The 19072-nt window shown below is 72.0% G+C and carries 22 protein-coding genes; 13 read left to right on the plus strand and 9 right to left on the minus strand.

What is annotated here, in order from left to right:
• Nucleotides 1–60: 60 nt before the first annotated feature.
• From ACIQM0_RS08910 to ACIQM0_RS08940, 7 genes are all read left to right on the plus strand, one after another.
• Nucleotides 61–1581 carry an aldehyde dehydrogenase (NADP(+)) gene (locus ACIQM0_RS08910; RefSeq protein WP_401284841.1) on the plus strand — a complete coding sequence of 507 codons (1521 nt, stop codon included), beginning with the start codon at nucleotides 61–63 and terminating at the stop codon, nucleotides 1579–1581.
• Entirely contained in the window at nucleotides 1578–2189 is a 612-nt protein-coding gene (locus ACIQM0_RS08915; protein WP_401284843.1) for a DUF1349 domain-containing protein, read from the plus strand. The genes ACIQM0_RS08910 and ACIQM0_RS08915 overlap by 4 nt, the downstream gene beginning before the upstream one ends.
• Nucleotides 2190–2344: 155 nt before the next feature.
• Entirely contained in the window at nucleotides 2345–3178 is an 834-nt protein-coding gene (locus ACIQM0_RS08920) for an NAD(P)H-binding protein (RefSeq protein ID WP_401284846.1), read from the plus strand.
• 177 nt (nucleotides 3179–3355) lie between these two features.
• Nucleotides 3356–4327 carry a polysaccharide lyase family 1 protein gene (locus tag ACIQM0_RS08925; protein ID WP_401284849.1) on the plus strand — a complete coding sequence of 324 codons (972 nt, stop codon included), beginning with the start codon at nucleotides 3356–3358 and terminating at the stop codon, nucleotides 4325–4327.
• A gap of 132 nt (nucleotides 4328–4459) precedes the next feature.
• Nucleotides 4460–4951, plus strand: a complete 492-nt coding sequence (locus ACIQM0_RS08930) for a GNAT family N-acetyltransferase (protein WP_401284852.1) — start codon at nucleotides 4460–4462, stop codon at nucleotides 4949–4951.
• A 125-nt stretch (nucleotides 4952–5076) separates the two neighbouring features.
• Entirely contained in the window at nucleotides 5077–5796 is a 720-nt protein-coding gene (locus ACIQM0_RS08935; protein ID WP_401284855.1) for a DsbA family oxidoreductase, read from the plus strand.
• Between the two features lie 92 nt (nucleotides 5797–5888).
• Nucleotides 5889–6950, plus strand: a complete 1062-nt coding sequence (locus ACIQM0_RS08940; protein ID WP_401284858.1) for an aminotransferase class V-fold PLP-dependent enzyme — start codon at nucleotides 5889–5891, stop codon at nucleotides 6948–6950.
• Between the two features lie 23 nt (nucleotides 6951–6973).
• Here ACIQM0_RS08940 and ACIQM0_RS08945 read toward each other — a convergent pair whose 3' ends face one another.
• The gene (locus ACIQM0_RS08945; RefSeq protein ID WP_401284861.1) at nucleotides 6974–7459 is read right to left on the minus strand and encodes a MarR family winged helix-turn-helix transcriptional regulator; all 486 of its coding nucleotides are present in this window, start codon (nucleotides 7457–7459) and stop codon (nucleotides 6974–6976) included.
• Nucleotides 7460–7615: 156 nt separating this feature from the next.
• Here ACIQM0_RS08945 and ACIQM0_RS08950 point away from each other — a divergent pair, with 156 nt between their 5' ends.
• On the plus strand, nucleotides 7616–8686 hold the full coding sequence (locus ACIQM0_RS08950; RefSeq protein WP_401284864.1) for an alkene reductase: 1071 nt from the start codon (nucleotides 7616–7618) through the stop codon (nucleotides 8684–8686).
• A gap of 223 nt (nucleotides 8687–8909) precedes the next feature.
• Here ACIQM0_RS08950 and ACIQM0_RS08955 read toward each other — a convergent pair whose 3' ends face one another.
• Nucleotides 8910–9266 carry a MerR family transcriptional regulator gene (locus ACIQM0_RS08955; RefSeq protein ID WP_401284866.1) on the minus strand — a complete coding sequence of 119 codons (357 nt, stop codon included), beginning with the start codon at nucleotides 9264–9266 and terminating at the stop codon, nucleotides 8910–8912.
• Nucleotides 9267–9512: 246 nt separating this feature from the next.
• Between ACIQM0_RS08955 and ACIQM0_RS08960 the strand changes: the two genes are divergently transcribed.
• Nucleotides 9513–10418, plus strand: coding sequence for an NADP-dependent oxidoreductase (locus ACIQM0_RS08960; protein ID WP_401285115.1), 906 nt, complete (start codon nucleotides 9513–9515; stop codon nucleotides 10416–10418).
• Nucleotides 10419–10464: 46 nt separating this feature from the next.
• Here ACIQM0_RS08960 and ACIQM0_RS08965 read toward each other — a convergent pair whose 3' ends face one another.
• From ACIQM0_RS08965 to ACIQM0_RS08980, 4 genes are all read right to left on the minus strand, one after another.
• Complete coding sequence (locus ACIQM0_RS08965) at nucleotides 10465–11490, minus strand: VOC family protein (protein WP_401284869.1); 1026 nt, start codon at nucleotides 11488–11490, stop codon at nucleotides 10465–10467.
• A 94-nt stretch (nucleotides 11491–11584) separates the two neighbouring features.
• Nucleotides 11585–11794, minus strand: coding sequence for a DUF397 domain-containing protein (locus ACIQM0_RS08970; protein WP_401284872.1), 210 nt, complete (start codon nucleotides 11792–11794; stop codon nucleotides 11585–11587).
• A gap of 211 nt (nucleotides 11795–12005) precedes the next feature.
• Nucleotides 12006–12215 carry a DUF397 domain-containing protein gene (locus tag ACIQM0_RS08975; RefSeq protein ID WP_401284874.1) on the minus strand — a complete coding sequence of 70 codons (210 nt, stop codon included), beginning with the start codon at nucleotides 12213–12215 and terminating at the stop codon, nucleotides 12006–12008.
• Nucleotides 12212–13054: a DUF5753 domain-containing protein gene (locus ACIQM0_RS08980; RefSeq protein WP_401285117.1), complete on the minus strand. Its 843-nt coding sequence runs from the start codon at nucleotides 13052–13054 to the stop codon at nucleotides 12212–12214. The genes ACIQM0_RS08975 and ACIQM0_RS08980 overlap by 4 nt, the downstream gene beginning before the upstream one ends.
• A 92-nt stretch (nucleotides 13055–13146) precedes the next feature.
• Between ACIQM0_RS08980 and ACIQM0_RS08985 the strand changes: the two genes are divergently transcribed.
• Nucleotides 13147–13404, plus strand: a complete 258-nt coding sequence (locus ACIQM0_RS08985; protein ID WP_401284877.1) for a hypothetical protein — start codon at nucleotides 13147–13149, stop codon at nucleotides 13402–13404.
• Nucleotides 13405–14178: 774 nt separating this feature from the next.
• On the opposite strand, the gene ACIQM0_RS08990 is transcribed toward ACIQM0_RS08985, so the two are convergent.
• From ACIQM0_RS08990 to ACIQM0_RS09000, 3 genes are all read right to left on the minus strand, one after another.
• Nucleotides 14179–14613: a hypothetical protein gene (locus tag ACIQM0_RS08990; RefSeq protein ID WP_401284880.1), complete on the minus strand. Its 435-nt coding sequence runs from the start codon at nucleotides 14611–14613 to the stop codon at nucleotides 14179–14181.
• A 123-nt stretch (nucleotides 14614–14736) separates the two neighbouring features.
• Entirely contained in the window at nucleotides 14737–15624 is an 888-nt protein-coding gene (locus ACIQM0_RS08995; RefSeq protein WP_401284884.1) for an oxidoreductase, read from the minus strand.
• Nucleotides 15621–15893 carry an Atu4866 domain-containing protein gene (locus tag ACIQM0_RS09000; protein ID WP_401284887.1) on the minus strand — a complete coding sequence of 91 codons (273 nt, stop codon included), beginning with the start codon at nucleotides 15891–15893 and terminating at the stop codon, nucleotides 15621–15623. The genes ACIQM0_RS08995 and ACIQM0_RS09000 overlap by 4 nt, the downstream gene beginning before the upstream one ends.
• 128 nt (nucleotides 15894–16021) lie before the next feature.
• Between ACIQM0_RS09000 and ACIQM0_RS09005 the strand changes: the two genes are divergently transcribed.
• From ACIQM0_RS09005 to ACIQM0_RS09015, 3 genes are all read left to right on the plus strand, one after another.
• Nucleotides 16022–16864 carry a helix-turn-helix transcriptional regulator gene (locus ACIQM0_RS09005; protein WP_363028396.1) on the plus strand — a complete coding sequence of 281 codons (843 nt, stop codon included), beginning with the start codon at nucleotides 16022–16024 and terminating at the stop codon, nucleotides 16862–16864.
• A 110-nt stretch (nucleotides 16865–16974) separates the two neighbouring features.
• On the plus strand, nucleotides 16975–18264 hold the full coding sequence (locus ACIQM0_RS09010; protein WP_401284890.1) for an MFS transporter: 1290 nt from the start codon (nucleotides 16975–16977) through the stop codon (nucleotides 18262–18264).
• A gap of 56 nt (nucleotides 18265–18320) precedes the next feature.
• Complete coding sequence (locus ACIQM0_RS09015; RefSeq protein ID WP_401284893.1) at nucleotides 18321–18911, plus strand: TetR/AcrR family transcriptional regulator; 591 nt, start codon at nucleotides 18321–18323, stop codon at nucleotides 18909–18911.
• The last annotated feature ends 161 nt before the right edge of the window (nucleotides 18912–19072 follow it).

A 19072-nucleotide genomic window follows, 5' to 3' on the forward strand; every position in this document is an offset into this window, starting at 1 on the left:
AACTCTGTTCAGAATACCGAACAACTTCTGATGTGTGGCAGTGGAGCGGAAGGAAACACGGTGGCAGCAGCACCAGTCTGGAGCGTCGACCCCCGCACCGGGAACCCGCGTGAGCAGGTTGCGGTGGAGGCTACAGCGGAGGAGGTCGACCGGGCGGTGCGGGCCGCCCACGTCGTACGCGCCTCGCTCGCCGACCGCACCGTGCGCGCCGCGTTCCTGCGCGCGGCGGCCGATCTGCTCGCCGAGGCCGGCGAGCACGTCATCGAGGCCGCCGACGCCGAGACGGCACTCGGCCCGGCCCGGCTCACCGGCGAACTCGCGCGCACCGCGGCCCAGTTGAGGGCCTTCGCGGAGGTCGTGGACGAGGGCGCGTACCTCGACATCCACATCGACCACGAGGACGCCACCCGCACCCCGCCGTGGCCCGACCTGCGGCGCTACAAGATCCCGCTCGGCGTCGTCGCCGTCTACGCGGCCAGCAACTTCCCGCTCGCGTTCTCCGTCCCCGGCGGCGACACCGCCAGCGCCCTCGCGGCCGGCTGCCCGGTCGTCGTCAAGGCGCACCCCGACCACCCGGCGACCTCCGAACTCTGCGCCTCCGTGCTCCGCAGGGCCGCCGCCCAGGTCGGACTCCCCGAGGACGTCCTGACCCTGGTGCACGGCTTCGAGGCGGGCGTCGAGCTCGTCCGTCACCCGCTCGTCAGCGCCGCCGGCTTCACCGGCTCTGTGCGCGGCGGCCGCGCCCTCTTCGACGCGGCGGCGGCCCGGCCCGCCCCCATCCCGTTCCACGGCGAGCTCGGCTCCCTCAACCCCGTCGTCGTCACCGAGGCGGCCGCCGCCGAGCGCGGCGAGCAGATCGGTGCCGGGCTGGCGGGCTCGATGACCATGGGCGCGGGCCAGTTCTGCACCAAGCCCGGCTTCGTCCTGGCCCCCGCCGGCCCGACCGGCGACCGGCTGCTGAAGGCGCTCACCGAGGCGGTCAGCGACACCGAGGCGGGCGTCCTGCTCGACCACCGGATGCGCGACGCCTTCCTCGCCGGAGTGCGCGAGCGCGCCGAACTCCCGGACGTGGACGCCCCGGTCACCCCCGGCGCGGGCGGCGAACACACCGTCGCGGCCGGCTTCCTGACCGTACCGGCCCACCTCCTCACCAGCGAGGGCCCGCACGACGCCCTCCTGGAGGAGTGCTTCGGCCCGGTCACCGTCGTGGCCCGTTACACCTCCGAGGACGAGATCACCGCGGTCCTCTCCCGGCTGCCCGGCAACCTCACCGCCACCCTCCAGATCGCCACGGAGGAGGCCGACGGCAGCGCCGCCGCCCTCCTCGCCGCGCTCACCCCGCTGGCCGGACGCGTGCTGGTCAACGGCTGGCCGACCGGCGTCGCCGTCGCCCCCGCCCAGCACCACGGCGGCCCCTACCCGGCCACCACCTCCACCTCCACCTCGGTCGGCGCCACCGCGATCGAACGCTGGCTGCGACCGGTCAGCTACCAGACCACTCCCGATGCGCTGCTCCCGCCGGAGCTCCGCGAAGACAACCCGCAGGGCCTGCCCCGCCGGGTGGACGGACGCCGCTCATGACTCTGCGACTCCCTGAACTCCCCTTCGGCCTCGAAGCGTTCGGCCCGGCCACCGGGTGGAACTACGAGGACGGCACCCTGACCGCCCGCGCGGGCGCCCGGCAGGACCGCTTCGTCCCGCCGGGCGGCGCCGCCCTCGACTCCGAGAGCGACGCGCCCCGGCTGCTGGGCACCGCGCCGGAGGGCGACTTCCAGCTGATCGCCCGGGTGAGGGTCGGCTTCGCCGCCGCCTTCGACGCGGGGGTCCTCTACCTCCACGTCGGCGACCGCGAGTGGGCCAAGCTCTGCCTGGAGCTCTCCCCGGACCACCCCACCGTCTGCACCGTCGTCACCCGGGGCCACTCCGACGACGTCAACTCCTCCGTCGTGGACGGCGACAGCCACTGGCTGCGGCTGAGCCGTACCGGCAACGTCTTCGCCTGCCACGCCTCCGCCGACGGCGAGAAGTGGACCTTCGTCCGCGTCTTCGCCCTGGGCACCCCGGAGCAGGCGGCGGCCGCGTCCGTCGGCTTCCTGGTCCAGTCACCCACGGGGGAGGGGTGCGAGGCCTCCTTCGACCGGATCGTGTTCCGCCCGACGGGCCTCGACGACCTCCGCGACGGCAGCTGACCGAAGCCCCGCCGCGCGTACGCGCCGTGACGCCACTCGTCACGGCGCGTACGCGTGCGTCTGACGGGGCAGGGGCGAATGACGCCTTGACCTGAAGTCCGCTTGGGGTTCTAGCGTGTGGTCCGGTTCATCACCTGACGACGGGACACACACTCATGATCCTCGTGACCGGAGCCACCGGAAACATCGGCACCGCTCTGTTGAAGGAACTGCACGCACACGGCGCCGGTCCGCTCAGGGGGCTCACCCGTGACGCCTCACGGGTGACCTTCCCCGACGGGGTCCAGGCCGTGGAGGGCGACTTCACGGAGCCGGCGTCCCTGAAGCCCGCGCTGGAAGGGGTGCGCTCGATGTTCCTCGTGTCGCGCCTCGGCCCGGACGCCGACATCCTCGAAGCCGCCCGGCAGGCGGGTGTGGAGCACGTCGTGCTGGTGTCGTCGATCACCGTCCTGACCCACCCCCACCTCGGACCCGCCGGTGAGAACCTGGCGGTGGAGGAACTGCTCGGAGCGAGCGGCATGGCCTGGACGGTCCTGCGGCCGACGCAGTTCGCCTCCAACGCCCTCATGTGGGCGGCCTCCGTCCGCGGCCACGAGACCGTCCGCGCGCCGTACGCGGAGACCGCGCTGCCGACCATCCACCCCGCGGACATCGCCTCGGTGGCACGGGTGGCACTGACCGAGCCCGGTCACCGCGGCCGCGTGTACGCCCTGACCGGTCCGGAGCCGGTGAGCGCCCGCGGGCAGACCGAGGCCATCGCGGCCGTACTGGGCCGGGAGGTGCCCTTCGCCGAGATCAGCCGCGAGGAGGCCCACGCGCGGATGGCCGCCGTGTTCGGGGCCGAAGCCGCGGACGCGGTACTGGACGTCACCGGCGGAGACGTGAACGACGAGCTGCTCAGGGTGCGCGACACGGTCGCCCAGGTCACCGGAACACCGGCCCGCCCGTTCCGGCAGTGGGCCTCGGAGAACGCCGACGCCTTCCGCTGACCCGTCCGCCGGCCCCCTCCGCCGGCCCCGTCCGCGAAATTACGTCCCCGACCCGGCAACCCCCGGCTCCCCGGCGACGACAACAGGGAGACAGCGCCTCGCGAGCGGAGAGACCGCACCGCTCGCGAGCCGCCCAGCACCGCACCCTCCCGCACGTCGTCGTACCGAAGGGACATCATGCGCACCCACCTCCGCACCCGTAGCCGCAGTCTCACGGCCCTCGCCGCCGGAACAGTCGCCGTCGTCGCCGTCGCCCTGCTTCCGGGCTCCGCCGGAGCCGCCGAATCCTCCCCCGTGGGCTACGGGGCCGGCACGACCGGCGGCGGCAGCTCCGCCGCCGTGACCGTCACCAGCCTCGCCGCGTTCAAGACGGCCGTGACCGGCACCGCCGCCAAGACGGTCAAGGTCAGCGGCCTCATCTCACTGAGCGGCCAGGTCGACGTCGGGTCCAACACCACGGTGCTCGGCGTCGGTTCGTCCTCCGGGTTCACCGGTGGCGGGCTGCGGCTGAAGAACTCGACGAACATCGTGATCCGCAATCTCAACATCAGCAAGCCGGTGGCCCCCGCCGACGGGATCACCGTGCAGAAGTCCACCAAGGTGTGGATCGACCACAACACCTTCTCCGCCGACCGTGACCACGACAAGGACTACTACGACGGCCTGCTCGACATCACCCACGCCTCCGACCAGGTCACCGTCTCCTGGAACACCTTCAAGGACCACTACAAGGGCAGCCTGGTCGGCCACAGCGACAGCAACGCGAGCGAGGACACCGGCCACCTCCGTGTGACCTACCACCACAACTACTTCAACAACGTCAACTCCCGTATCCCCAGCCTCCGTTTCGGCACCGGGCACTTCTACGACAACTACGTCGTGGGCGCCTCGACAGCGGTGCACTCCCGGATGGGCGCGCAGATGCTGGTGGAGAACAACGTCTTCCGCAGCACCGGAGTCGCCATCACCACCATCCGTGACAGCGACAAGGACGGCTACGTCGTGGAGCGCGGCAACGACCTCGGCGGCGCGGCCACCGAGATCTCGCAGGTCGGCACGTTGACCCAGGTGCCGTACTCGTACACCGCGGAGCCGGCCTCCTCCGTCGTCTCCTCGGTGACCGGCGGGGCCGGCGCCGGCAAGATCTAGCCGATCAGCGGCGGAGGGCGCCCCCGCCCCGTCGGGGGTGCCCTCCGCCACTTCCGGCCATGCGGGCGGCCGTCCCTTCTGCACGGCGGACACGGCCGCAACCTCCGGACGGCCGGAGGCGTCCCCTTCACCATGATCAGAACCGCCACCCCCGCCGATCTCGACGCGATGGTCCACCTGCACACCGCGGCACGCGCCACCTACTACCGGGGCCACCTCCCGGAGGAGGAGTACATGGGCTCAGAGGAGGTCGGCCGCAGCCGGGAGGGCTGGGCGCGCGCCATCGACCGGGCCGAGTCCACCGTGCTCTGCGCCGAACGGGACGGTGTCCTCGCGGGCATCGCGGCCCACGCCGTGCGCGACGGCGTCATGCACCTCGCCCAGCTCCATGTGGCCCCGGCCCACTGGCGCCGGGGCATCGGGACGGAACTGCACGACGCGTGTGTGGCGGCCTGGCAGCGGGACGGCGTGGCGGAGGCCCGCCTGGAGGTCTTCGTCCACAACACCCGCGCCCAGTCGTTCTACGTGGCCCACGGCTGGGCCCCCGATCCGGCGCACCCCCGCGCGGGCACCCATCTGGTGCTGCGCCTGACGGTGCCGGCCGGCGCCCGCAGCGACGCGTAGGGGGCCCCGGCCGTCTCCCGGGCCCCGGGGGAATGACAGGGGTCCGGACACGCGTTCACCCGAGAGCGGAGGGTTCCTCCGTGCCGCGTCAGCGGCCGCCCGAGAGCCTGGAGAGAAGAAGAGTCATGCGCGTCGAGATCTGGAGCGACATCGCCTGCCCGTGGTGCTACATCGGCAAGGCCCGTTTCGAGAAGGGCCTGGCAGGGTTCGCCCACCGCGACGAGGTCGAGGTGGTGCACCGCTCCTTCGAGCTCGACCCCGGGCGCGCCAAGGGCGACACCGCGCAGGTCATCGACATGCTCGCGCAGAAGTACGGCCGTACCCCCGAGGAAGCCCGGTCCATGGAGGCGAACGTCGCGGCCAACGCGCACGCCGAAGGGCTCGGCTACCGCACCGAGGGGCGCGACCACGGCAGCACCTTCGACATCCACCGGCTGCTGCACCTGGCCAAGGCCCGCGGCAGGCAGGACGAGCTGCTGGACCTCGCCTACCGGGCGAACTTCGCCGAGGAGCGGTCCGTGTTCGACGGCGACGTGCTGATCGAGCTCGCCGTCGAGGCCGGTCTGGACGCCGACGAGGCGCGTGCGGTGCTCGCCGACCCGCAGGCGTACGCCGCCGAGGTGCGGGCCGACGAGCGGGAGGCGTCCGAGCTGGGTGCCGACGGGGTGCCGTTCTTCGTGCTGGACCGGCGGTACGGGATCTCCGGCGGCCAGCCCGCCGAGGTCTTCGCCCAGGCGCTGGAGCAGGCGTGGCAGGACCGCCCGCTGACCGCGATCGGCGGGGACGCGGCGGCGTGCGACGCCGACGGCGCGTGCGAGGTTCCGGCGACCGGCGGCAACGGCTGACCTCCGGCCACCCGCATACATAAGCATTGCTTGGGGTCACCCCTTAACTCTTGGTGATTGACTATGAGTCAAGGGGGCTTCAGGCTGGGCGCATGATGATCTCTTCGCTCAGTCGTGCGGTCGACGCCGAGTTCGCGCCGGAGACCGCCTACCTCAACACCTCCAGCTGCGGGCTGCTGCCCCGCCGCACCGTCGACGCGGTGAAGGCCCTCGCCGAGGAGAACGCCACCGGCCGCAGGGCCGGCGCGGGTGACGCGGAGGCGGTGGAGCGGGCCAGGGACGGATTCGCCCGGATCGCCGGTGTCGGCCCCGGCAGGGTCGCGGTCGGCAGCTCCGTCGCCGTCCATGTGGGCCTGATCGCCTGCTCGCTGCCGGCCGGGTCCGAAGTGCTCGTGCCCGAGGGGGAGTTCAGCTCGGTCACCAGCCCGTTCGCGGTCCGCGGTGACCTCAGGATGCGGTACGTCCCGCTGGCGGACCTCGCCGACGCGGTGCGCGCGCGGACCGCTCTCGTCGCCTTCTCCTCGGTGCAGTCCGCCGACGGCCGGCTCGCCGACCTGGAGGCGGTGCGGGCCGCTGCGGCCGCCCACGGCGCCCGTACGCTGCTGGACGCCACCCAGTCCGCGGGCTGGCTGCCCCTGGACGCGGGGACGTACGACTACACGGTCGCCGGCGGTTTCAAGTTCCTGCTCTGCCCCCGGGGCACGTCGTTCCTCACCGTCACCGAGGAGGCGCAGGGATCGCTGGCGCCGGTCTTCCCCGGCTGGGGCGCGGCGGCGGACGCGTGGAACAGCCTCTACGAACCGGTCCGGACCCTCGCCCCCGGCGCCCGCCGCTACGACGAAGCGCCCGCGTTCCTCCCGTACCACGGCGCCGAGCACTCCCTCGCGCTGCTGAACGAGATCGGCGTCGACGTCCTCCACGACCACGCCACCGGGCTCGCGGACCGGTTCCGGGCGGGGCTGACCGGGCTGGGGCACAAGCCGGTGCCGGGCACGACGGCCGTCGTCGCGGCGCCCGGACTCGGTGACCGGGCGGCGGACCTGGAGCGCGCCGGGGTGATGGTCTCCGACCGGGCCGGAAATCTGCGGGCGTCCTTCCACCTGTACAACACCGAGGCCGACGTGGACCGCGCGCTGGACGTGCTGTCCGGCTGACCCGCGCCGCGGGCGGGCGCGGGTCAGCGGTTCTCCGGGCAGTCCGCCGTCTCCCGGCAGAGGTTCTCCTCGACCTTGGCCAGCAGCCGGGCCAGCTCCTCCCGCTCGCCCCCGTCCAGGCCCGCGAGGGTGTGCTCCTCCAGATTCGTCCAGGCCCGCTCCACCTCGGAGAGCAGGGCGCAGCTGTTGTCGGTGGCCTCGACCAGGACGGCCCGGCGGTCGGCCGGGTCGGGGCTGCGGCGGACGTGCCCGGACTGCTCCAGGCGCTGGAGCATCTTGGTGACCGTGGACGGATCGAGATCGACGGCCTTGATCACCTCCGACTGGCGCACCGCGCCCGAGTCCCAGAGGTACATCATCAGGAACTCCTGGCCGGGGTAGAGGCCCGCGCTCTTGAGCAGCTTCCCCGCCGCGATCCGGTGGAGCCGCGCGAGCCGCGAGACGGCATGGCTGACCGGGCCGCCCCGGGCGGCGCTCGGTAGCTCGGTACAGGCGGGATCGGATGCCATCGGGACTCCTCGGGGTGGTGCGCGGCGGGCCCCGGGGCGGTCGCGCCGCGAGTGCCGGAGACGTCCTGGCAACATTACCTTGGTCGGCCAAGTAATGCGTTACAGTGGCACGCGTCGCAGATGCTTGGCCGACCACATAAATCTTGGGGGCTCTCCATGACCACCGCATTCGACCCGCTCGACCTGGCCGGCACGCAGCTCGCCAACCGCATCGCCCTGGCCCCGATGACCCGCAGCCGGGCGGGCGAGGGCGGCATACCGACGGAGCTGACCGCCGAGTACTACGCTCAGCGCGCCTCGGCCGGGCTCGTCATCACCGAGGGCGTCCAGCCCTCCGCCGTCGGGCAGGGCTACCCCAGCACCCCCGGGCTGCACAGCGACGCGCAGGTCGCCGGCTGGCGCAGGGTCACCGACGCCGTGCACGCCAGGGGCGGCACGATCTTCGCGCAGCTCATGCACACCGGCCGCATCGGCCACCCGGTCCTGCTGCCCGACGGGCTCACCCCGGTCGGCGCCTCCCCGGTCGCCGCGTCGGGCCAGGTCTACACGCAGGAGGGCCCGAAGGACTTCGTCACCCCGCGCGAGCTGACCGGCACCGAGATCCGGACCACGATCGCCGACTTCGTGACCGCCGCGCGCAACGCCGTGGACGCCGGGTTCGACGGCGTGGAGCTGCACGGCGCCAACGGCTACCTGATCCACCAGTTCCTGGCCCCCAACTCCAACCTGCGCACCGACGAATGGGGCGGCTCCGCGGAGGGCCGCATCCGGTTCGCGGCCGAGACCGTGCGCGCCGTCGCCGCCGAGATCGGAGCCGCGCGCACCGCGATCCGGATCTCGCCCGGAAACCCGTTCAACGACATCGACGAGCCCGCGCCGGAGGCCACCTACCGGGCACTGGTGCAGGCCATCGAACCGGTCGGGCTCGCCTATCTGCACATCGTCGAGGCCAAGACCGACGACCGGGCGCTGACCGCCACGCTGAGCAAGGAGTTCAACGGCACGCTCGTCCTCAACCCGGCGAGCGAGGGCCCGACCGGTCCCGAGGCGCTGGCCCTGGTCGAGGAGGGCGTGGCGTCGGTCATCTCGTACGGGGCGCTGTTCCTGGCCAACCCGGACCTGCCGGAGCGGCTGCGGGCCGGCGGCCCCTACAACCCCGCGGACCGGGCGACCTTCTACGGGGGCGACCACCGCGGCTACACGGACTACCCGGCACTGGGCGCGTGAGGACCGGACGGCGGCCGGCCGCCACGGCCGGCTGACCGGTGCGCAGGGCGAGTCGCGGCTGAGCTGACCGGTCCTGCGGTGTGCCGGCACCGTGGTCAGCCGCGGCCGGCCCTGCCCGGCGTGGCGGGAAGCGACGAACGCCGTTCCGGCGGCCTCCGGATACGCCTGGGGCTTCCCGGTAGATGCCGGACAGCTCGGGGCCCCGCCCCTCGCGACGCGTCGATCAGTCCTGCGCCACGGTCGCCGCGGTCACGTTCTCGATCACGCGGCCGAGCTTGGTCTTGGCCCGGGTCAGGTCCTGGATGCGTGCGGCGATGCGGTCGTGTTCGACGGTGAGCTGGTCGAGCATGGCGGGGGTCGCGACGCCGGTGCTCACGCACGGCAGGAGTTCGACGACGGTACGGCTCGAGAGGCCGGCCGCGAAGAGGTCCTGGATGAGCTGGACCCGCTCCAGGGCTTCGTCGGGATAGTCGCGCTGCCCGCCGGGCGTCCGCGCCGATTCCAGGAGCCGCTGTTCCTCGTAGTAGCGCAGGGCCCGCACGCTGACCCCTGACCGCCTGGCGAGCTGTCCGATGCGCATGACGCAGGACACTCCCTTCCCGCTCATACCTCACGTTCACGTCAGGTTCAGGCTAACAATGCCGGCTCGGGGGGCAGTCATGACCCCCGGGCTCACCCCCGCCCGCTCGGCAACCTCACTCATACGCGCCTGTCCTCTTCCGGCGGGCGGCAGTTGTGGCTTGCACCTCACGTCAACGTCAGGTTCTAGAGTGACGAGCGCCGGATGAACTCGTCATTCCGGCCCGTCGAAGTAAGGCAGACCATGATGCGCGCAGCCCGGTTCCACGAATACGGCGGAGTGGAGAATCTGGTGATCGAGCAGGCCCCCGACCCCCACCCCGGACCCGGTGAGATCCGTGTCCGCGTCGCGGCGGCCGGCGTCAATCCCATCGACTGGAAGCTGCGCGCCGGCGCCCTGCGCCAGCTGATTCCCCTGGAGCTGCCCGCCATTCCCGGGCGCGACGGCGCCGGTGTGGTCGACGAGATCGGCGACGGGGTGCAGGGGGTGGGCATCGGCGACCGCGTCTTCGGACTGGGCGGTGTCACCGGGGCGACCGCGGAGCTGCTCATCCTCTCGGCCTGGGCGCACACCCCCGCCGCGTGGAACGACGAGCAGGCCGCCGGTGCCGGTCTCGCGTCGGTGACCGCGATGGGTGGACTGAACGCGCTCGGCTCCCTCGCGGGGCGCACTCTCCTCGTCGAGGGCGCCGCCGGAGGCGTGGGCAGCGCGGCGGTCGAGATCGCGGTGGCGCAAGGTGCCACGGTGATCGGGACGGCCAGTGAGCGCAACCACGAGTTCCTCACCTCTCTCGGCGCCGTTCCCACCACCTACGGCCCCGGCCTCGCACAGCGCCTCGCCACCCTCGCTCCGCACGGCGTCGACGTCGTGCTCGACACCGCGGCCTCCGGCTCCCTGGACGACCTCGTCGCGATCGCGGGCGACCCGAAGCGCGTCGCGACGGTCGCCGACCACGCGGGCGGGCAGCGCCTGGGCGCGCATGTGGTCAACGCGGAGAACGATTCCGCTCTCCTGTCCGCGGCGGCGGAACTGGGCGGGCAAGGCCGCTACACACCCCGTATCGAACAGACCTACCCCCTGGAGCGGATCGCCGACGCCCACGCGCACGCCGAGCGCGGACGCACCCGAGGGAAGATCGTGATCTGCATCTGAACAGGCCGATCCGTGTCTGGACAGCCCACGTCCTGGCCCATGGCCGCTACGGCTGCGGGTTCTCCTCCAGCGGCGCCCCGTGCCACTTCCACGAGGTGACCCGCTCACGGCCCGGCAGATCCGCGCGGCCGGTGGACCACAGCAGTACGGTCCACCGGTCGCCGTCGTCCGGGGCGTCCGGGAAGAGCCGGGCCAGCACCCGGTCGCACAGCTCCGCGGGCGGCGTCCAGTCGACGCCGAGCCCCGCCGCGAGGTCATGGGTGTGCACCAGGGTCTCCACGATGCCCATCGCGGCGAATCCCTCCGCGTCGGAGATCCCGTAGCTGTGGTGAGCGCGGACCTCCGGGGCCGTCGAGCGGACCATCGCCGCCAGCATGGCCCCGGTGGCCTCCAGCGCCTGCAGGAGGCCCGCCGTACCGGCCGCCGGGTCGCCGAAGATCGCGTTGGCCGGTCCGCCCTCGCGGCGCACGGCCCAGTGGAACGGTACGTCCCGGTCCAACGGCGGTGACTGCGGCCCCAGTTGGCCCGCGTACGCGAAGAGGTCGTCGCTCAGATGCTCCACGGTCTCCCAGCAGGTCCAGGTGAGCGTCCCCGCCGGGGTGTGCCAACCCTCCGCCGGAGCCTCCTTGAGCACGGCCACCGCCAGCCGTACCGCAGAGGTCACGTCGTCCGCGGTGACCGGCAGCCGCGCCCCGGTCAGCAGCGCCCGCTCACGCGCACTGCACTCCACGCAGAACTCGTTGCCCTCCGGATCGGCCAGGGTCGCCCAGCCCCGCCCGTTGGGCCTGCGGTGATCCGCGACGAGCGTGGCACCGAGGGCGAGCAGCCGCTCGACCTCCTCGTCCCGGGTGCGGTCGTCCGGCTGGATGTCGAAGTGGAGGCGGTTCTTGGTGCTCTTCGGTTCGGGCACGGTGATGAACAGCAGCGCGGCACCGGGGGTCTCGACGAGGGCCTCGGGATCACCGGGGAAATCGTCGTCGGCGAGGGAGGCGCCCAGCACCTCGGCCCAGAACGTGGCGAGTTGGTAGGCGTTGCCGCAGTCGACGGTGACGTGATGTACGTGAGAAGTCATGGGCCACACTGTCGCCGGTGAGCGCCGCCGGGTCCAACGAGATACGCGGAGCCCCACCACGCGGTGCGTGACGGGCCTCCGCGCGCTCGGTTGTTCAGGCGGTGCCGAACTCTCCGGCCTTCACGCCCGCCACGAAGGAGGCGAACGCGTTGGCGGGGACGGTCAGCACGGGGCCGCTCGGGCGCTTGGAATCGCGGACGGGGACGGTGCCGGTTGCGTACGCGTTCGACGGGGCCCATTCGATACATGTGCCACCGTTGTCGCTGTAGCTGGACTTGACCCACTGGGGGGATTCGGTCGTCACGGTGTGCCCTTTCGTAGCTGCTTGAACATGGCCAGGGATGCCGTCTGGGAGGGCGATTCGGCTCTGTAGCTGATGCTAGGGCGCAAGCGCGGGCGCATGGATGCTGGTTTTCGGTCCAGTTGTCCTGGGGCCGGGCTGCGACGTGAGGGACTTCCGGGTGCAGCGGAGCCCCACCACGCGACGCATGACGGGGCTCCGCTGAACCGGTCGGTCAGACGGTGCCGAACTCTCCGGCCTTCACGCCCGCCACGAAGGAGGCGAACGCGTTGGCGGGGACGGCCAGCACGGGGCCGCTCAGATCCTTGGAGTCACGGACGGGAACCATGCCACGCGAGGTGGCGACGTTGGCGGCAACCTCGACGCAGGCGCCGCCGTTGTCGCTGTATGAAGACTTGAACCAGCGGGGGGAGTCGGTTGTCACGGTGTGCCCTTTCGTAACTGCTCGATCATGGCCACGGATGCCGCTTGCGAGAGCGCTTCAGCCTGCAACTGATGGTAGGCGGTCAACAGGGGCACCACGGAAGTGTTTTCCCGGTCGAGGTGGCCCTGCTGAGCGGACTCCGCGTACGACATGAGCTGGCGGTCCGAGAGCGTCAGGATGTACAGCGGCAGGTTGAACGGGCGGCGCTCCCCCATGCTGAACGGGGCGATCTGGAGCACGGTGTTCGGCAGCTCGGCGAATTCCACCAGCCGCGCCAACTGCGCTTCCATGACCGCTGATCCACCTACGGGGCGGCGGACGCAACTCTCGTCCAATACCACCAGGACAAGCGGCGGAGAGGACTTCCGTACGAGCGCGGCTTGCCGCTCCGCGACGAGGCTGACCCGCTCGTGCGCCTGCTCGGAGGTGATCGCCCTCCGCTTGACGGCGCTCTCGGCAAGGACTGTCGCGTACTCCGGGGTCTGGAGCAGACCGGGCAGGACGCCTACCTCGTACAGCCGGATCTCCGCTGCCCTGCCCTCGTATCCCACGTACTCCGGAAAGCCTTCCAGCAGACTGCCGTGCCGGATGTCCCGCCACTCGCGCTCGAAGGAATCAGCTGTTCCTTCGAGCCCCAGTGCGGCATCAACACCGATCGAGAACCTGCGGGTTGGCGGTTTACGACCATTCTCGACGCCGGAGACGTGCCGTCCGGTGTACCCGATCCGTCCACCGAGGTCGTCCTGCTTCCAGTCGCGTGCCTCTCGTGCCCTGCGTAACCGGGCACCGTACGCCGCTTCCGGTGACGCGTCCGGGTTCAACTCCTTGATGTTTACCAATGTGTTCTCCGTACCTGCCACGTTGAGTACCGCCCGACGTTAGGCCACGCTGGGCCGCCTTGGTAGTGGAACGGCTACGGAGAGGCACGATCGTGTGCACAGAAAACGTTTCTCTGAACGGACGACCTCACCACCTTCCCGCCCCCGGCGAACTCCTGGTGGACACCAGCCGTCAAGGCCGCGTGGGTGAGTTCCGAGGAGTCGCCGGCCCGTACTGGTCGCTGCGGCCGGTCTGCGGCGGGACCGAGTGGGAAGCCGAGCCCGAGCACGTGCGTCCCGCCGATGCCATAGAGCGGCTGCGAGCGGAGAACGCGCGGTGCAACGCGCGGAGCCGGGGTGAGGTGCTGTGAGCACTCCGGGCGGCACGGCCTACCTGGTGGAGGTCACGGCGACGGCCGGCGGGAGGGCGGTTTCGCTCGGCAGGGCGACCGTGGCGAACCGCCGGTTCGCGCTCCGGTGGCTTCGGCGACAGGCACATCGGCTCGCGGACGGGCCCGGCGCCCCCGATCTCACGCCTTGCGGCCAACGGGACGTCCGGCCGATCGGCTTTCGGAGTTCCGCCGCCCCGGACGGACTCCGGGCGTGGGCGCACGATCCGGACCAGCAGGAGCAGGCGATAGCGCGTCTGGAAGCCGGAGGGCCCGACGTGCTCACCGTGCTCGACCCCGCCGTCGGCCTGCTGGTGACGCTCGCCGGACGGCCGCTCCGGCCACGCCGCGCCGCAGACAGCCGGCCGCGCCACCACCAGCCCGTCACCGGCCGGGCCGGAATCGTCCACCTCAACGGGAGAACCCATGGTGATCCACTGCAACTCACCCGTCCGCCCGCCCTGGTTCCGGACCGCGCAAGCGCACTGCCGAGCGGAGACCGAGGAACTCCCCGACTGGCTCACCTGTGAACTCGGCAAGGGCCATGCCGGTGAGCACGCCGACTGCCTGGACAGCATGGGGCGCGGCACCTTTGACGTGTGGCTGCGCTGGAACGAGGGCGACTCCACCTACGTCTGCGCCGCGCCCTGCGAACAGGTGGATCCCACCATCGCCCCCCCGGCTGCGACAGGCGTGCTGGTTGTTCACCGGCCACGATCCCGGACACTCCTGGGAGTTCGAGGATCTCCCGCAGGACTAAGGGCTGTCCAGGCTGACCAGGATCTCCTCGGGTTCCGAGCCCCAGGGCCGCACCGGGAAGTCCTGGTACGTCAACCCGGTCAGCTCGCGCCCACCGGTCAGCGCGACCAGTAGCTCGTAGGTGTCGTTACCGGTCTCCCACACCACGATCGCGCAGCCGAGACGTGCCAGCACGCCGGACAGATGATCCAGCTGTCGGATCGGCACATCACCGCGGCGCAGAGTCGGGTCGGCCTCGGCCGCGTCGTGGACGACGCCGGTGTCGACGTCGGTCGGCTCCATCTCGAAGGCGCGTACCCGACCGGCCACGAACGCCGCCAGCTGGCCCGGGTGATCCTCACCGGTCCAGTCCATACTGAAGATCACACCGTCGACCAGGGCCCCTTGGGCCCGCTCGCCGGGGCTCAGGACCAGTTCTTCCAGCTCTGTCACGACGGTCACGCTATCAACCGAGGAGCGCGGGGGCCTGAGTCATTCGCGTATCCCCGGTCACCCCTGGGGACGCCGGGCCGGACAGCGCCTCGGCCCCCCGACTGCGACAGGCGTGCTGGTTGTTCACCGGCCACGAGCCCGGACACTCTGGGGAGTTCGAGGATCTCCCGCAGTCGGGAAGTCGGTGGAGAGCGTGAGGTCCTGCCAGGTGTCGAGGTCGTGGTCGACAGCTTCGCGGCCGGCGCGGACCAGGCGCAGCGCGTCGGAGCCGAGGACCAGGTGGGCGGGCGGATCGGGTGTGCCGAGGATGCGCAGGAGCGCCTCCGCGGCGCGGGCCGGGTCGCCGAGCTGGCGTCCGTCGGCCTTCTTGCGGGCAGCGCGGATGGGTTCGAAGACGTCGTCGTAGTCGGGGATGGTGCGCGGTGCGCGGGTCATCGAGCGCCCGGCCCAGTCGGTACGGAAGGAGCCCGGCTCGATGGCGGTGACATGGATGCCGAAGGCGGCGACTTCCTTGCCGATGGCTTCGAGGATGCCTTCGACCGCGTATTTGCTGCCGCAGTAGGCGGAGACGCCGGGGAAGCCGGCCAGGCCGCCCATGGAGGTGACGGCCAGGATGTGCCCGCGGCGCCGTTGGCGCATGAAGGGCAGGACGGCCTGGACGGTGGCTGCGGTGCCGAAGACGTTGACGTCGAACTGGGCGCGCAGGTCGGCGAGGGGAGTCTCCTCGAAGGTCCCTTCCAGGCCGTAGCCGGCGTTCGCGATCAGCACGTCGACGGGGCCGATGGCCTCCTCCACCTCGCCCGTCACGGCGAACACGGCTTCGTCGTCGGTCACGTCGAGGACGCGGGCGTGAGCGCGTTCCGGGTGAAGGGCGGTGAAGGCCGCCGCGTCGGTGCCGTTGCGGACGGTGCCGACGACGGTGTGGCCGGCCTCCAGGGCGGCGGTGGCGAAAGCGCGGCCGAGGCCGCCGCTGACGCCGGTGATCAGGACGGTCTTGGCTGTGTGGGTCACGCCTGGTCCTCCTTGTGCAGGACGAGGTGCTCGTGGAAGAGCACGCCGTCGCGGATGTCGCCGGTGGCGGTGAAGGCGGTGTCGTCGACGTAGTCGAGGTGGTTGCCGGTCACCGTGTAGCGGCCGGTGCAGGCGCTGGGGCGGTTGCCGCGGGCCTCGTCGTAGCGGCCGTCGGCGCGCAGTTCCTGGCGGATGTGTCCGTCCGCGGTCACCCACATACCGACCACGTCCGCCCGCTCACCGGCCGGGGCTTTTGGCTGCTGGCCCATCACGCTCTCCTTCGTCCGCAGGTGTCTTCGGACAAGCCTGTGCCGCGGCGGAGGGGGGAGCCAGGACAGGCTGTGCCTGGGTACGGCGCACCCAGGCACAGCACCGGGGGGCGGCATAGCCTGGACGGGTGACCCGCAACGATCTCGGAGACTTCCTGCGCGCCCACCGTGCCCGCCTGCGACCCGGTGACGTCGGCCTCGCCTCGTACGGCGCGCGCCGGGTGGCGGGGCTGCGACGGGAGGAGGTCGCCGTCCTGGCCGGAATGAACAGCGACTACTACGCCCGGCTGGAACAGGGCCGCGAGCGCGGCCCCTCCCCGCAGATCCTCGACGCGATCGGCCGCGCCCTACGCATGGACGACGCGGCGCGCGAACACCTGTACCGGCTGGCGGGCGTGGTACGGGACGACAACCGGGACCTGCCGAGGGAGGCGGTCGGTACACCGCTGAGGCAACTCCTCGACGGCTACACGAACGCCCCGGCGTTCGTCCTGAATCCGGCGAAGGACTTCCTCGCGGCCAACGCCCTGGCCGAAGCGCTGTTCTCCCCGTTCGAAGCGGTGGACAACCTCGCCCGCATGACGTTCCTCGACCCGGCGGCACGGGGATTCTTCACCCGCTGGGACAGATCGGCCGAGGCGGTCGTCGCCGGGCTGCGCCACGCCACGGGCCTCGGCCCCCACTACCCGCGTCTGTACGAGCTGATCGACACCCTGACCGGGGCGAGCGAGGACTTCGCCGCGCTCTGGGCCTCGCACACCGTCTACGGAAAGACCCAGGACGCCAAGGAACTCGACCACCCCGACGTCGGGCCGCTCTCGCTCACCTACCAGTCCTTCGATGTCCGCGGAGCGCCGGGACAGCTGCTGGTGATCTACCACGCCGAGCCGGACAGCGCCGACGCCCAGGCGCTCACCCTGCTCGGAAGCCTGCACGCCACCCGCCGCGGGGAGTCCGCCGGGGAGCGGTAGTCCCCGCGTCCCCGCCCGGGCACCTACCGCTTGACCTGAGTAGACCTGTCTGTCTAATCTGGTGCGCTATTGAACAGACAGGTCTACTCATACTTCGGACGGGAACGGTCATGACGAATCTCTCGGTCGTCCCGGCGTCCGGACCGGCGCGCACCTCGAACGCGCCCGTCGGCGCCCGAGCCGCGCGGGTTCGGCGGCTGCCGCCGAACGTGGCGCTGTACGTACTCGCCTCGATCACCATCTCGTTCCTGGCGGCCTCCAGCGCGCCGACCCCGCTCTACGCGGTCTACCAGGCCGAATGGGGCTTCGACCCGATCACCACCACCGCGGTCTTCGGCGTCTACGCGGTGGCCGTGCTGTTCGGGCTGCTCACCATGGGCAAGCTCTCCGACCACGTCGGCAGGCGGCCGGTGCTGCTGGCCGCGCTGGCGGCGCAGGCCGCCTCCATGGTCGTGTTCGCCACCGCCGACGGCGTGCCGGGACTGATGGTCGCCCGGATCGTCCAGGGACTGTCCACCGGCGCCGCGCTCGGCGCGATAGGGGCCGGGATGATGGACATCGACCGGCCGCGCGGCACGATCACCAACGCGGTCGTCCCCGGCATCGGCACGGCGACCGGCGCACTGGTCTCCGGCCTCGTCGTCCAGTTCCTGCCCGCCCCCACGCACCTGGTCTACCTCGGGCTGCTGGCGGTCTTCGTCCTCCAGGCCGTCGCCGTCGCGCTGATGGCGGAGACGGTGACCCGCAAGCCGGGGGCGCTGGCCAGCCTGGCGCCGGAGATCAAGCTGCCGCGCGCCGTACGCCGCCCGATGCTGGTGGCCGCGCCGGTGCTGTTCGCCGTCTGGGCGCTGGCCGGGCTGTACGGGTCGCTCGGCCCGTCCCTCGCGCGGCAGCTGACCGGTTCCAGGTCCGAAGTCCTCGGCGGGCTGAGCCTGTTCGTGCTCGCCGGGGTGGCTGTCGTCTCGGTGCTGGCCCTGCGGAAGGCGGCGACCCGGACGGTGATGCTCACCGGCATCCTCGCGCTGATCGCCGGGGTGGCCCTCACCCTCGTCTCGATCCGCGGATCCTCTCCCACCGGCTTCTTCGTCGGCACCGCCATCGCGGGCGTCGGCTTCGGCAGCGGGTTCCAGGGCGGCATCCGTACGGTGATGCCGCTGGCCCGGCCGCACGAGAGTTCCGGGGTGCTGTCGCTGCTCTTCGTGGTCTCCTACCTGGGCATGGGGGTGCCCGCCGTGATCGCCGGGTTCCTCGTCGTCCACGCGGGCGGACTGACCGCCACCGCACAGGAGTACGGCGTCGCCGTGATCGTCCTCGCGGCGTTCGCGCTGCTCGGGCTGGTGCGCGGCGGCCGGGACGCGGCGGTGGCCCTGCCGGGCGAGCGGGTCGGCGGCAACGCCTGAGGGTGGGTGCCGGCCGGGGCATAATGTAGACAGATCTGTCTGAAGGAGTGACCGTCATGGCGCGTGTCCGGAGCACCGCGAAGCCGTCGGCGCGTGAGCGCCTGCTCGCCTCCGCGAACGAGCTGTTCTACGCCGAGGGCGTGCAGAGCGTCGGGATCGACCGGGTCATCGAGCACGCGGGCGTGGCCAAGGCGTCGCTGTACAACACCTTCGGCGGCAAGGAGCAGCTCGTCCGGGCGTACCTCGACGCCCGGCACGCGGACACCGTCGACCGGATCACCCGGGCCGTCGCGGAGCGCGACACGCCCCGCGAGCAGATGCTGGCGGTCTTCGAGTCCCAGGGACGGCAGTTCGACCGGCCCGACTTCCGCGGCTGCGCCTTCATCCGCGCCGGCGCGGAGGCCGGCCCCGGCGGGATGGTCCAGGAAGCGGCGGACGCCTTCCGCCGCTGGATGCGCGAACTCTTCACCCGCCTCGCCGCCGAAGCCGGCGCCGCCGACCCCGACGCCCTGGGCCACCAGCTCCAACTCCTCTACGACGGCGCGGGCATCTCCGCCCTGATGGACCACGACTCCGCGGTGGCCGCGGCCTCCCGCGCGGCGGCGACCGCCCTGATCGCGGCGGCGACGGGCTCCGCCGAGGCATGAGCGGCGCCCGGCACGCACGCGGGCCGGGCGCCGCGAGCGTGCACCGCGCAGGCCGCTCGGCCGACGTCTGCACGCCGGTGTCCCGACGCGGCACCGCCACGGGACACGGCGGAGGGGGTGGGACGGCCTCACCGTCCCACCCCCTCCGCACCGCGGACCGG

It is taken from the genome of Streptomyces sp. NPDC091387 (genome assembly GCF_044756945.1).
Classification (GTDB): domain Bacteria; phylum Actinomycetota; class Actinomycetes; order Streptomycetales; family Streptomycetaceae; genus Streptomyces.